Below are 13,117 nucleotides of genomic sequence, written 5' to 3'. Positions count from 1 at the left end.
TCAGATAAACAGTACGATAGGGAAACTGCTAATGAGGGAACGTAACAGCGCAACGTCTATTGCGAGTATTCAACGCTTATCATGCCGATGGGTCAATCGCATGGTTTGCTTACTATGGGCTGTCATGGTGATAGGTCTTGCTGGCTGTACAGGCGATACCTCCATCTTAGACCCTGCCGGGCCTGCTGCGCGAGACGTGCGGCTAATTTGGTGGGTAATGCTCGGGTTTGCCACCATTGTACTGATCGGAGTGACAGTACTTTGGCTTTACGCCTTCAAACCAAGAAACGTAGAACGCACACCTGCCCAGGAGCGCCGTATCGCTCGTCGCTGGATTATTGGTGGCGGCATTATGTTGCCTGTGGCCAGCATTACCGCGCTGCTACTGTTTGGTGTCCCTGCTGGCCAGCGGATGCTAACGCTACCCATGAGCGAGCCGCCGGAAGTCATCGAGGTGATTGGTCATCAGTGGTGGTGGGAAGTGCGCTACCCCGGTGCGGAAGGTGGTGAAGTTGTCACTGCAAATCAACTGGTTATGCCCGCGGGCGAGCCGGTAGACTTTCACGTCAGTGGCGCCGACGTGATTCATGCGTTTTGGGTGCCTCGGCTAGGGGGGAAAATAGATATGCTGCCGGGCCGAGTAAATAAAATTCGTTTAGAAGCCGATGAGCCAGCGGTGTTTGGTGCTCAGTGTGCTGAGCTTTGCGGCGTGGGCCACGCCCATATGCGGTTGCATGTGGAAGCCGTACCTCGCAGCGAGTTTGAGGCGTGGTTAACCGCAAGGCAAGCGACATCGCTTCGCGAACTCGCCCTTAGTGATGACGCTTACGATGGCGCACGAGATGCCTTTATGACGCACTGCGCCAGTTGCCACCAGGTAGCCGGGATTAGCCAAAGGGGCGTTGGCCCAACGCTTTCCGATGTGGGCGGTCGCGCCATGCTGGGAGCGGGGGTGATTGCCATGGAAGAGGGGGCGGTTAGCCACTGGTTGCAGCATCATCAAACGCTGAAGCCCGGTAATAGAATGCCTGCCCACAATGGTATTGAAACGGACACCTTGGATGCCCTGGGTGCTTGGCTGGAGGCCTTGACCCCATGAAGAGCGTAAATCAAGAGGCCATTGAGCATGACCCGCAGCAGTTGCATGAAGACTTGCACGCGATTTGGGGCAATCCCAAAGGTTTAAGATCTTTAACTATCGTCAACCACACCACGCTTGGCCTGCGTTTTATGGTCACTGGGATGGTGTTTTTCCTTATTGGCGGCATTTTGGCAATGCTGGTGCGAACCCAGTTGGCGATGCCCGACCAAGATTTCATGTCGCCAGATATTTATAATCAGGTCACCACCATGCATGGCACGGTGATGATGTTTCTATTCGCTATTCCTATGCTGGAAGGACTGGCGATTTATCTGATTCCAAAAATGATCGGTGCCCGTGACCTGGTGTGCCCTCGGCTAACGTCACTCGGCTATTTTTGCTATTTGTTTGGCGGGATTATCCTTACTTCCAGCCTGATTATTGAAATGGCACCTTCCAGCGGCTGGTTTATGTACACCCCCCTTAGCAGTAAAGAGTTCGCTCCTGACTTGGGCTCAGATTTTTGGCTGCTGGGGATCACCTTTGTGGAAATTTCCGCGGTGTCTGCGGGTGTAGAGTTGGTGGTGTCAATTTTGCGCACCCGCACCCAGGGTATGGCGCTGCATAAAATGCCGCTGTTTGCTTGGTATATCCTGGCCATGGCGCTAATGATTGTGGTGGGATTTCCACCGCTGATTCTCGGCAGCATACTGCTTGAACTTGAGCGCGCGGTTGGTATGCCATTTTTCCAGATTGCAGGCGGTGGCGATCCTTTACTATGGCAGCATCTGTTTTGGCTGTTTGGCCATCCTGAGGTGTACATCATCTTTTTGCCTGCAGCAGGCATTGTTTCCACACTAATACCGGTTTTTGCCGGGCGGCCCATTGTAGGTTACGGCTGGGTGGTAGCCGCTATCACTATTATGGGCTTTATCAGTTTTGGGCTTTGGGTACATCACATGTTTACGGTGGGTATACCACAGTTAGCTCAGGCATTTTTCTCGGCGGCTAGCATGCTGGTGGCGGTGCCAACGGCGATTCAAGTGTTCGTTTGGTTGGCTACCTTGTGGCTGGGTAAACCTAAAATGAAACTGCCCATGCTTTGGGTAATGGGCTTTTTGATTATTTTCGTTTGCGGTGGTTTAACAGGGGTGATGCTAGCGCTAGTGCCGTTTAACTGGCAGGTGCACGATACCCACTTTGTGGTGGCTCACATGCACTATGTCCTGGTCGGTGGCATGTTCTTTCCATTGATTGCAGGGCTTTACTACTGGTTGCCGCTATTTTCCGGACGTATGCCGTCAGAAAACCTGGGGCGTTGGGGTTTCTGGCTGACCTTTTTAGGCTTTAACGGTACTTTTTTGATCATGCATTGGACGGGGCTTTTAGGCATGCCCAGGCGTGTTTATACCTATGAGGCTGGCTCCGGCTGGGAGATTTATAACCTGCTCTCATCGGTAAGTAGCTTTGTGCTATCGGCGGGTATTGCCATGGTGCTGCTGGATATTGCGCTGCACTTTCGTTTCGGGAAACCGGCTAAACACAACCCCTGGAATGCCGATACGCTGGAGTGGGCTAACACGATGCCCCCCAGTGCCTATAACTTTGTAAGCCTGCCTAATGTGGAAAGCCGCCATCCACTGTGGGATGACCCAAGTTTGCCGCGCACTATGGCGGAAGGTAAGCACGGCTTAGCGGTGCCTTCCCACGGTCGGCGTGAAATGTGGGGTACCGACCCGATTACTGGCAAAGTGCGCGAAATCATTCACCTGCCCGGTAACTCATGGTGGCCGCTGTTTGCCGCAGCAGCGTTGGCGGTAGTGTGCATTAGCTTATTAACCCGTGTATACGCGCTAGCGGGTATCTTTGTAGTGATTGCCGGCATATTTCTACTGCGCTGGTCGTGGGAAAACGGTGTGCACCCTAACGCCGCGCCGGAAGCCGGTGTGGCCCCAGGAGACCCACCGCTGCACTCACGTACGATGGATGGCCCTGGGCTTTGGGCTATGGCCGTTTTCCTAATTGCCAACGGGTCGTTCTTTCTTTCCTACCTGTTCGGTTGGTTCTATCTATGGACGGTTTCACCAGAGTGGCAAATGCCTGATACCTCACCGCTTTCTTTAATGGCGATGGTGGTTGCAGGTTTAGCCATACTGGCAGGCAGCCTAGTGATAGAAAAGCTAGTGCGTGGGCTACGCCAGCAGCACGATAGAGGCCTGGGAGCGGGGCTTTATCTATCAGGTGCCTTTGGCGCTATCCAGGTGGCACTAACCGGTTGGGCTTTTTTCAATGCGGAGCTTTCACCCACCCAAACCACCCACGATGCAGTGATGCTGGTAGGGCTTGTGTATGCGCTTTTTCACGGTGGACTGGCGGTTATCTTAACGGTGCTACAAGGCCTGCGCGTTGGCTATGGCTATGTGGGTGCGCATGCGCCGTTTGAACCTGCCGTAGTGGCGTTACTGTGGCGCTATAACGTGGTCACGTTCTGGTTGTTAGTGGGGGCGTTGGCGATACTGCCTCGGGTGATAGGAGGGTAATGGCGATGGTGCTGACACGACTTCATTTTACGCACCCCATTCACTTAATTATCGGACTAACGCTGTGGAGCCTATGGTTTGTGGCGGTTTACAGCGGCCTTTCAGTGGCCTGTGCAGTGGTGCCACCGCCGCCAGAAGCGGGTGCCCTCACTGGGCTTAATGCCGTATTAGGCGGCGTTAGCTTCATCACTGCCGTGGGGCTTGCGGCGCTTGCCTGGGGGAGTTGCCAAGTGGCGAAGCAGCATCAAGGACGCCAGCGCTTTCATGCCACTGTCTCGGCGTGGCTGTATTTGTTTTCTGCTTTCGGCGTGGTGTTTGCAGGTATGCCGATTATCAGTGTGCCGCCTTGCCTATAAGTCATAGCGCCCACGTTAACTCGATGCCAGAAGACAATGAGACTTCTGGCCATAACACTCCCCTTTACACTTTACATGGTATGTGGTGTACCAGCTGTGCTCTGGCGGTAGAGGGTGCGCTAACACGTCTGCCTGGGGTCATCGACGCTAGCGTTCATTACCCCACGGCAACCGTGTGGGTGAAAGGTGCGCGAGAGGCAGTCGATCTGACGGAGCTTGCGCCGGTAGTCAAACGGTTAGGCTATCGGCTAACTGAATTAGAAGCCGTTGATGATGCCCATGAACGTCTTGAACAGGAGAGCCGCTACCTTACCTTGCGGTTGTTAGTAGGCGCCGTATTCGGTATGTGGACGATGTTGGCATCATTGCTTATTTATGTGGGAGCGCTACCGAGCGCATCGATAGAGCAAGTGGTGGCCTGGATATCGGGTGCCTTTGCACTGCCAGTGGTGGTGTATTCGGGCCTGCCGTTTTACCGAGCGGGCTGGCGCACGTTACTTGCCAAACGCCCAGGGATGGATGTGCTGGTTAGCCTTGGCGCGATCGGTGCAGTGAGTGTGTCGATTGGGTTGTTGTGGCGGGGCTCGGCGGAGGTGTATTTCGATACGGCGGTTATGCTGATAGTGCTGTTGCTCGTTGGGCGACTGGTAGAAACGCTGTGCCGCCAACGTGGACTGAAAGCGCTGGATGCACTGGCGTTGCCAGATGCAGCTATAAGCGCTTGGCAAAAGGGGGGCTGGGTCTTACTACCTGTCAATGATGTGGTCGCGGGTACGCGCGTTAAGCTAGCGCCGGGGGAGTTAGTGACGCTAGATGGCATTCTTGATGCTCCCGGTTGGATTGATACCGCCTCACTGACCGGTGAAAGCTTGCCACGTCACTTCAATGTAGGGCAGAAAGTGTACGCCGGCTGTCGCTACTTAGGCACAACGCCACTGGTAATACAGGTCACTGCGGGGGTTGGTAAACGCCGATTGGATCGACTGCGTCATGAAATGCGCCGCTATCAGGCCCAAAAAGGGGAACTGCAGAAACTAGCCGACCGTTTTGCCGCTTGGTTAAGTCCTTTGGCACTTGTGCTCTCGCTAGTGACGTTGCTTGGTACGCTACTCGTTGGATTGGGGTGGGAGGATGCATTGGTGCGTGCGCTCTCAGTGCTCGTGGTGGCATGCCCCTGTGCCGTTGGGCTGGCGGTGCCGTTGGCTAGTCTTGCGGGTAGCGGTCAGGCTATGCAGCAAGGTATCGCGCTGCGCGATCCCGCCGCGCTAGAAATCTTGGCGCGTATTCGTTCAGTAGCGCTGGATAAAACCGGAACCTTAACGACAGGATGCCATGCGGTACTGCACTGGCAAGCACGGGGTGGCATGGATGAACACATGCTGCAGCACAAGCTCACCAGCGCCGTTGCCGGGAGCGAACATCCGTTGGCGCAAGCATTGGCGCGTTGGTCGGGTGGCCAAGATCAACAAAGCTTTCAGCCTTCCATAGAAGACATTGATGAATTCCCCGGGGAAGGACGCCGTGTTCGCCTTGTAAACGGTGAATGTCTGATGATAGGTAGCGCCGGTTGGCTGACACGACAGCAGGTTGATGTTCCTTCCCAAGCGGAAGAGGCCACGCTGGCTTTTGCTTCCCAAGTAATGCTGGCGGATGATTCAGGCTGGCTGGCGACGTTCTACCTGACCGATCAACCCGTCGACGGTGCGGAGCTAAGCGTGAAGCACTTGCTCGCGTCAGGTTATTTGGTTGCAATGATCAGTGGTGATCGACAGGGTGCGGTTAGTTGGTTAGGCGAGCGTGTTGGTCTGGTGCGCGAAGCTTGCTATGCCCAGCGCTCACCGGAAGCCAAGGCACGGCTATTACGTGGGTTACCATCGCCAACACTGTTTGTAGGAGATGGCCTAAACGATACGCTAAGCTTGGCGGCAGCAGACGCTGGCATTGCCCCACTGAGTGCCAGCGAAGCTGCCCGCGAGGGAGCATCCGCCCAACTCATGACGCCAGGGATTGGTGGGGTAGTGAAATTGCTCAACATCGCCAAGCGTACGCGGCGCGTTATGGAGCAAAATCTTGTCTTTTCGGCACTTTATAACACCTTGGCACTTGGCGTGGTGGTCGTCATGGCGATACCACCGTTGATCGCAGTACTCGCCATGGCAATAAGCTCGCTCAGCGTGACGCTTAACGCCGCACGATTCGCATGGTCTGAGCCGGAACAATGAGCCAGTGTTTAAGCGTAACCAAGAGACTGCTTTAGCCGTTCCGCATGAGTAGCAACCCAGTGAGGATCTATCGCCCCCCAGTCACGTATCTGGTAGTGGCCAATATTATGGCGCTCACCTTCGCCTTTCTCGAATACACACTCGATATCCAGCTCCGCAAGTGAGGTGATAGTGTCTTGCGCGGTACGACGAGGCATACCGGTAGCCTCGATTAACGCTGGTACGCTTGCGACGCCTTGCTCAATTAAATGCGCGACATACAAGCGGCGGTAAAAACTTGATTTGGTCTTGCTAAGCGATGTCATTGAATTTCCTTTGGCGGGAAGCTACTAGATCAAGAGGCTTAGCTTAAATGAATAAATCCCCTTGCGCCTGGGGTGGTCGAAAGTCGTGGGTGTTCAGGCCCTGTTCGGTGCGTGGCTGCATGTTCCACTGGCGGCTGGCGCGATTAAAGCGCTGGGCGATCAAGTCGGCAAATACACCTTCACCCCGGAAGCGTTTACCAAATTGTGCATCGTAGTTTTTGCCGCTTCGGCATTGGCGAATCAGGCTCATTACCTTAGCAACTCGCTCTGGGTAGTGGGCTTGTAGCCATGCTTCAAACATTGGTGCGACCTCGTGGGGAAGGCGTAGCAGCATCCACGTTGCTGTGCGAGCGCCAGCGCGGCTGGCCGCTTCAAGAATGCGTTCAATTTCGTGGTCAGTAAGGCCAGGAATAATCGGTGAGACCAGCGTACCCACTGGAATGCCTGCGGTGTTGAGCTCGCGGATCACTTTCAAGCGCGCCTGAGGCGAGGCCGCCCGGGGTTCCAAGGTACGCTTTAGGTTGGCATCCAGGCTTGTCAGGCTAACAAACACCCGCACTAACCGGTGCTCGGCCATCTCTGCGAGCAGGTCTAAATCCCGCAGTATTAGTGTACTTTTAGTGACTAGGGTGACCGGATGCCTGCATGCCAGTAGCAGCTCTAATAAACGACGAGTTGTTTGATATTTTGCTTCCAGCGGCTGATAGCAGTCGGTGTTGCCGGAAAGGTTGATAGGACGACATACATAATGTGGGTGGCTAAGCTCGTCTGTTAAGTGCTCAACTAGTCCTGTGCGGGCGATTAATTTAGTTTCAAAATCGAGCCCCGGTGATAAATCCCAGTAGGCGTGGGAAGTGCGAGCGTAGCAGTAGATGCAGCCATGCTCGCAGCCGCGATATGGATTGAGTGAGCGGTCAAAGGGCAAATCCGGCGACCGGTTCCAGGAAAGTGCGCTCTTGCTGGGTTCCTCGCGTACTTCCGTTGCCAGCGTTGTCGTGGCTTCTTCATGCCACCAGCCATCATCCTCTACCACGCTGCAGGTTGGCGCGAAGCGGTTATGTGGGTCGTATGTCGCACCGCGTCCTTTATATACGGTAGCGCTGGAAGGGGAAGAAGCCATTAGTTGCCACCTCTGCACGGACTAGAGTTGCCATATATGTTTATATATACAGTATATGGCGTTTGGCTCTATGTGCAAGGTGTGGCTTAGTTAGTTAACGCAGCTAGCCGAACACTTGATTGGGTGTTTTCATCGCCGGAGTTGAGTTTAAACCTAAGTACCACCTCGGTTAACCGTTCAGCCTCATGTTCTAACTGAGTCGCAGAGGTGCTGGCTTGCTCCACCATGGCAGCATTCTGCTGAGTCGTCTGCTCCATTTCGCCAACGGCACTATTAACTTCGTTGATGCCGATGCGTTGCTCCTCGCTAGCCACCGCGATCTCATCCATTAAGGTGGTGACACGTTTAACAGATTCCATAATGGCGACCATTGACTCACTGGCTAGGTCAGCTTGTTGAGTGCCTGCTTCTATCTGACTTACTGACGTTGCAATCAATTGACGGATATCCGCAGCGGCATTAGCGCTGCGTGTCGCAAGCAGGCGAACTTCACTCGCTACCACTGCAAATCCACGTCCATGTTCACCCGCCCGGGCGGCTTCAACTGACGCGTTAAGCGCTAAAATATTGGTCTGAAAAGCGATTGAGTCAATTAGGCCAATTATGTCAGTAATCTGTTGCGAGCTATGACGTATCTCATGCATTTTACTAACCACATGAGTCACGACATCACCACCTTGTTGTGCATTGCGCGCGGCCTCTTGAGCAACGTGGCTAGCCTGCGCTGCGTTGTCACTGTTGCGTTCCATGGTGGCCGTCATTTCTTCAATGCTTGAGGCGGTTTGTGTTAATGACGCGGATTGACGTTCGGTTCGCGAGGCGAGATCTTGGTTGCCTAACGCAATTTCCCGTGCACCTGCAAAGACCTCTTCACTGCTATGACGCACGGTTGCGACTGTCTCCAGCAGATCTTTTTGCATGTTGCGTAGCGAGTTGAAGAGAATGCCGATTTCATTTCGGCCATGCACTTCAATTCCTCTAGAAAGATCGCCTTTAGCAATATGTTGAAAGTGCTCGTTGATGCGTTGCATTGGGCGAATTAAGTTGACGCTTACGCCCCAGTAGACAATGGCAGTGATGATTAACGCGATGATGAATACAGTAACAATAGTTGAATTAGCTAAGTTGACCACTGAAGAGAAGTTATCCAAACGCTTATTACCTTCGTCTTCTACCGTATGAAAAAAATTAACGGCATCTTGATAAAAAGTGTCATAGGCATCATGGGTACCATTGCGCAGGCGTTGGTAGCCAGCAGTGTCCCCTTGGTAAAGCGAGTCAAGTTGAGGAAGTAGTTGGTTACCCATCATGTTATTGAAGCTACTATCTATTTCACGAATGAAATGCTCATGAGAAGGGTTGAATGATAAAGAAAGGAATTCAGCGAACACATTGTCTGCGTTTTCAAGCAGACTACGCATTTCATCAGCTCGTTGGCGTCTTTCAACGGCAGTAAGAGAAGGGGATGCCTCTAGCAGCTCTTCGTACAGACGGCCCATTTGTAAACGTACATTTTGTATCGACGAATTGGTTCTGTTAAGTGTTGATTGTTGATTGACATTGACGTTGGTGAATTGCTCGATGCTTTCCTGGCTATGATTGACCGCGTAGAGGCCGGTGCCACTCAGCAGTAGCAGTAATGTCAGAAAAGAGAATAAAACGAGTGACCAGCTCATTCTCATTGTCAGATTGTTTAAGCGATGCATGTGTCACTCCATTAGTCTCATTATTATGTTCTGCATAGAGAAATAGAACTGCCGGGCTAGCGGCAGTTCTAAAGCGTCGTATATGTTTTAAATAAAGGCTTTTAAATGATGATCTTGTTGCTAATTAACACATCATTATTCGGCATGAACGCTGCGTTGACTAAGATTATCACCCTGGTTGTTGGCTTCTTCCTTAGTGTCTTTATCTTCGTTAGCAATCTTTTCTCTTTCTTTAGCCTCATCTGAAAGAGATTTTTTGGGTAGGACGATATTCAGCGTGAAAGCCGTAATAGCGGCCACAACGATGGGGGCACCACCAATCAAATCTCTTAATACCGCAGGAAACTGTTCGATAGCTGATGGCTCTGCAGCGATGCCTAAGCTTAGTGCTAGGGAAAGGCCGACGATGGTCATATTGCGCGCAGACATCTCATCTTTAACCAGCAACTGGATGCCGGTCATGGTAATCATGCCAAACACGGTAATTGTTGCACCACCTAGAACGGGGTAAGGAATCGTCGTGATCATTGCGCCGAATTTCGGACTGAGACCCGCCAGAATCATAAAAATACCTGCCAGCGCCAGTACGTATCGGCTAATTACCTTGGTCATGGCTACGATGCCAACATTCTGGCTGAACGTAGAGGTGGGCAGGGCGCCGAAGAAAGAGCTGACGGTAGTGGTTAAACCATTGCCGAGTAGGCCGCCGGTAAGCTCTTTTGTTTTTAGCTCACGGTTCATGCCGCCAACGGTCGTGGCAGATAAATCACCAATGGTCTGAACAGAGTTGATAATACAAATGACGACCATAGAAGCGATGGCTGCTGCGTGAAACTCCATTTCAAATGGCATTACTTTGGGAACGGCTACCCAGGATGCATTGGCTACGTTGTCGAAACTAACCAAACCCAGCGATAGGGAAAGTAAATAGCCCACCACAATGCCCACAATAATGGCTGAGAGCTTAATCACCCCTTTACCAAATTGAGCCGCAATTAAAACAGTGAGTAACGTGACGACAGCGACGATCCAATTAATGGGGTCACCAAAATTGGCAGCATTAACGTTTCCACTGCCCGCCATATAGCGAATAGCGATGTCATATAGCGATAGACCGATTACCAATACCACTGTTCCTGCCACGACAGGGGGGAACAGGTGGCGTATATATTGGATGAAGTAGCCCACCACGACCATGGTCATACCGCCAATCAACTGGGCGCCGAGTATTCCTTCAATCCCATACTGAGCGCCAACCGCCACAAGTGTCGGTACGTAGGCAAAGCCGACACCAAAGATAGCAGGTAAGCGCGCACCGAATTTCCACACACCGTATAGATGGAACACGGTACAGACACCTGATGCCAGTACCGCTATCTGGATAAGCAGGAGCTTTTCTTCGACGCTCGCGCCAACGACTCCGGCAACGATAATAGGTGGTGTTATCACGCCAGCAATCATGGCCAGTAGGTGCTGAAGAGAAAGCGGCAGCACCTTTAGGAATTTAGGTTTTCCATAAAAATCAAAGAGGGAGGTGCTCTTTCCATCTATTCGCGCTCGCTCTTCCGACGAGGCAATTGCGTCACTCATAAGGGACTCTCCATTGTTGTTGTATTCAATGATTTGAAATTATTGTTCATTATTGAGGTTGGTACTGTACACAAAAAATCTGCTGAAAATAAATCATTTTGCCCTATTTATGCTTATCACTTTGGCTAATACCGTCTTTCAAAACGACAAGTAGCGTGGATAAAAACTAAGCTGCATCAGGCCTTTTGATTGTTTTTTTGAATTTAAGTCATTGATTTAATTTTTATTTTCTGCCGATCTGCCTGTTAGGCGAGCGTATTTTTATGGTTGGTTGTCGCCCAGAAAAGAAAATATAGCCAGCTGACGCGGCGTCCAAATCGGGGCGTTAGATGGAGTGAGCAGCGATGCCCAATAAAAATGTATACAAAAATTCTTTGAAATGTGTCGATTTTTTATATAAAAATGTAGTCATGAGGGTTTGGGCTGCGTCGAGTGTTACCCATTTGTGAGCTGCTTTCTGATAGCTGTGACATATGGCAGGGACGCAGCAACAGTAGTAATTACATTAAAAAGTATAGGAGAAACCGATGGGTTACGTGACGACTCATGTTCTAGATACTGCGCAAGGCTGCCCAGGCAAGGGGATCAAAATTGATCTGTATTGCGTGGTTAATGGCGAACGCAGATTTCTCAAAACGGTAACCACCAATGATGATGGCCGCTGTGACCGCCCCATATTAGACGGCGCTGAGTTACAAGAAGGGGAGTACGAGTTGGAATTTCATGCAGGGGCTTACTTCGCAAGCCGGGGTGACCGGGTTAAGGAGCCAGCATTCTTAAACGTGATACCGCTTCGCTTCGGGGTTAATGACGCCACACAGCACTATCACGTGCCATTACTGCTATCGCCCTATGCTTACTCGACGTATCGCGGCAGTTAAAGAGACTTGAAAAATAGTCCTGATAAAAATAGCCCTGATAAAAAATCTAATGCTGCCGACTAACAACAAACAAATGAGGCGAGGAAGCCGACATGCTGTCCTACTTAATTGATTTTTCTAATTTTATGCTTCGCTGGCTACACGTTATTGCCGCGATTGCCTGGATTGGTGAGTCTATCTACTTTGTCATGCTAGATAACGGCTTAAAATCCCCTAAAGATGAAAACTGCCGCAAAAAAGGCGTGTTTGGTGAGATGTGGGCCGTGCACGGTGGCGGCTTCTATCACAATCAGAAATATGCCACCAGTCCGGAAAAGCTGCCTGATGACCTCCACTGGTCCTTCTGGAAGGCTTATACCACCTGGTTATCAGGTTTCGCCTTATTCATTATTTTGTACATGGTCAATCCCGGCTTCTATCTGGTCAATCCGAACAGTAACTGGGAGTGGGCTGCCAATATGACGGGCTGGCAGGCCAATGTTTTGGCGCTGACCTTTTTGTTATTGGGTTGGGTGGTTTACAACGAAATGTGTAAGCGCATCAGCCCCAACATGGAGCGCGATGGCCTATTAAGTATTGGTGTTGCGATCATGATGGTGGTGGTGGCGTACCTGAGCACTCAAATGTTCTCAGGCCGTGCCGCATTTTTATTGACCGGGGCTGTTATGGCCACGGCGATGTCTGCCAACGTGTTCTTTTGGATCATTCCTGGGCAACGCCGCATTGTTAAAGCGATGAAAGCAGGCGAAACACCAAATCCGTTAGACGGCAAACGTGGTAAGCAACGTTCGGTACACAATACGTACTTTACGTTACCCGTTGTCTTATTAATGATCAGTAATCACTACTCTTTCGCCTACTCTCATGCCCATGCGTGGGTAATCATGGCGCTGTTGATTTTTGCGGGTGCGTTAATTCGTCAGTACTTCGTGTTGATGCACGCTGGGAAAATACAGCCTGGTTATCCTGCAGTAGGCGTTCTCTTGATTATGGTGGCGTTCTGGATAGGGATGCCGAGTAGCCAGCAGATTAATTCCAATACAGAAAGTGGGCCGGATATTGCCGATGTGCAAATGGTTATTGAACAGCGCTGTGTCGCGTGCCATGCCCAGTCGCCTTCCCAGCCTGGTTTCTCTGCACCCCCTGCTGGCTTTGCTTACGACAATCTTGATCAAATTTTGCATCACAAAGAGAGCATTCAGCAGGTGGTGGCCAGTGGTTACATGCCCCTTGGCAACATGACCAATATGAGCGATGAAGAGCGCGCATTAATTCAAGCGTGGTCTGAGTAGCCAGCTCGTTCGTTGTGACGTCAG

At 51.5% G+C, this 13,117-nt stretch carries 10 protein-coding genes; 6 read left to right on the top strand and 4 right to left on the bottom strand.

What is annotated here, in order from left to right:
* Nucleotides 1–31: 31 nt before the first annotated feature.
* Genes coxB through L1X57_RS17630 form a run of 4 tightly spaced genes read left to right on the top strand, consistent with a single transcriptional unit; the run spans nucleotide 32 to nucleotide 6,199 of the window.
* Entirely contained in the window at nucleotides 32–1,099 is a 1,068-nt protein-coding gene (coxB, locus tag L1X57_RS17645; protein WP_009724976.1) for a cytochrome c oxidase subunit II, read from the top strand.
* Nucleotides 1,096–3,621 (top strand): cytochrome c oxidase subunit I, encoded by a 2,526-nt coding sequence (gene ctaD / locus L1X57_RS17640; RefSeq protein WP_009724977.1) that lies wholly within the window; start codon nucleotides 1,096–1,098, stop codon nucleotides 3,619–3,621. Before coxB ends, ctaD begins: the two co-directional genes overlap by 4 nt.
* Nucleotides 3,621–3,977, top strand: coding sequence for a hypothetical protein (locus L1X57_RS17635; RefSeq protein ID WP_009724978.1), 357 nt, complete (start codon nucleotides 3,621–3,623; stop codon nucleotides 3,975–3,977). The genes ctaD and L1X57_RS17635 overlap by 1 nt, the downstream gene beginning before the upstream one ends.
* A gap of 23 nt (nucleotides 3,978–4,000) precedes the next feature.
* Nucleotides 4,001–6,199: a heavy metal translocating P-type ATPase gene (locus L1X57_RS17630; RefSeq protein WP_009724979.1), complete on the top strand. Its 2,199-nt coding sequence runs from the start codon at nucleotides 4,001–4,003 to the stop codon at nucleotides 6,197–6,199.
* An 8-nt stretch (nucleotides 6,200–6,207) separates the two neighbouring features.
* On the opposite strand, the gene L1X57_RS17625 is transcribed toward L1X57_RS17630, so the two are convergent.
* From L1X57_RS17625 to L1X57_RS17610, 4 genes are all read right to left on the bottom strand, one after another.
* Nucleotides 6,208–6,504 (bottom strand): winged helix-turn-helix domain-containing protein, encoded by a 297-nt coding sequence (locus tag L1X57_RS17625; RefSeq protein ID WP_009724980.1) that lies wholly within the window; start codon nucleotides 6,502–6,504, stop codon nucleotides 6,208–6,210.
* Nucleotides 6,505–6,547: 43 nt separating this feature from the next.
* Nucleotides 6,548–7,624: a PA0069 family radical SAM protein gene (locus L1X57_RS17620; protein WP_009724981.1), complete on the bottom strand. Its 1,077-nt coding sequence runs from the start codon at nucleotides 7,622–7,624 to the stop codon at nucleotides 6,548–6,550.
* A gap of 86 nt (nucleotides 7,625–7,710) precedes the next feature.
* Nucleotides 7,711–9,330, bottom strand: coding sequence for a methyl-accepting chemotaxis protein (locus L1X57_RS17615; RefSeq protein ID WP_009724982.1), 1,620 nt, complete (start codon nucleotides 9,328–9,330; stop codon nucleotides 7,711–7,713).
* 135 nt (nucleotides 9,331–9,465) lie between these two features.
* A complete protein-coding gene (locus L1X57_RS17610) occupies nucleotides 9,466–10,920 on the bottom strand; it encodes a uracil-xanthine permease family protein (RefSeq protein ID WP_009724983.1) in 1,455 nt (484 codons plus the stop codon).
* Between the two features lie 527 nt (nucleotides 10,921–11,447).
* Here L1X57_RS17610 and uraH point away from each other — a divergent pair.
* Nucleotides 11,448–11,801, top strand: a complete 354-nt coding sequence (gene uraH, locus L1X57_RS17605; RefSeq protein ID WP_009724984.1) for a hydroxyisourate hydrolase — start codon at nucleotides 11,448–11,450, stop codon at nucleotides 11,799–11,801.
* A gap of 92 nt (nucleotides 11,802–11,893) precedes the next feature.
* On the top strand, nucleotides 11,894–13,093 hold the full coding sequence (locus tag L1X57_RS17600; protein WP_234667828.1) for a urate hydroxylase PuuD: 1,200 nt from the start codon (nucleotides 11,894–11,896) through the stop codon (nucleotides 13,091–13,093).
* Nucleotides 13,094–13,117 lie beyond the last annotated feature (24 nt).

Source organism: Halomonas sp. TD01 (assembly GCF_923868895.1).
Lineage (GTDB): Bacteria > Pseudomonadota > Gammaproteobacteria > Pseudomonadales > Halomonadaceae > Vreelandella.
This window is presented reverse-complemented; position numbering and strand designations above follow the sequence as displayed.

Bases quoted from the DNA above. Each gene is read 5' to 3' on its own strand.
- coxB (WP_009724976.1), top strand. From the start codon at position 32: ATGAGGGAACGTAACAGCGCAACGTCTATTGCGAGTATTCAACGCTTA.
- ctaD (WP_009724977.1), top strand. From the start codon at position 1,096: ATGAAGAGCGTAAATCAAGAGGCCATTGAGCATGACCCGCAGCAGTTG.
- L1X57_RS17635 (WP_009724978.1), top strand. From the start codon at position 3,621: ATGGCGATGGTGCTGACACGACTTCATTTTACGCACCCCATTCACTTA.
- L1X57_RS17630 (WP_009724979.1), top strand. From the start codon at position 4,001: ATGCCAGAAGACAATGAGACTTCTGGCCATAACACTCCCCTTTACACT.
- L1X57_RS17625 (WP_009724980.1), bottom strand. From the start codon at position 6,504: ATGACATCGCTTAGCAAGACCAAATCAAGTTTTTACCGCCGCTTGTAT.
- L1X57_RS17620 (WP_009724981.1), bottom strand. From the start codon at position 7,624: ATGGCTTCTTCCCCTTCCAGCGCTACCGTATATAAAGGACGCGGTGCG.
- L1X57_RS17615 (WP_009724982.1), bottom strand. From the start codon at position 9,330: ATGCATCGCTTAAACAATCTGACAATGAGAATGAGCTGGTCACTCGTT.
- L1X57_RS17610 (WP_009724983.1), bottom strand. From the start codon at position 10,920: ATGAGTGACGCAATTGCCTCGTCGGAAGAGCGAGCGCGAATAGATGGA.
- uraH (WP_009724984.1), top strand. From the start codon at position 11,448: ATGGGTTACGTGACGACTCATGTTCTAGATACTGCGCAAGGCTGCCCA.
- L1X57_RS17600 (WP_234667828.1), top strand. From the start codon at position 11,894: ATGCTGTCCTACTTAATTGATTTTTCTAATTTTATGCTTCGCTGGCTA.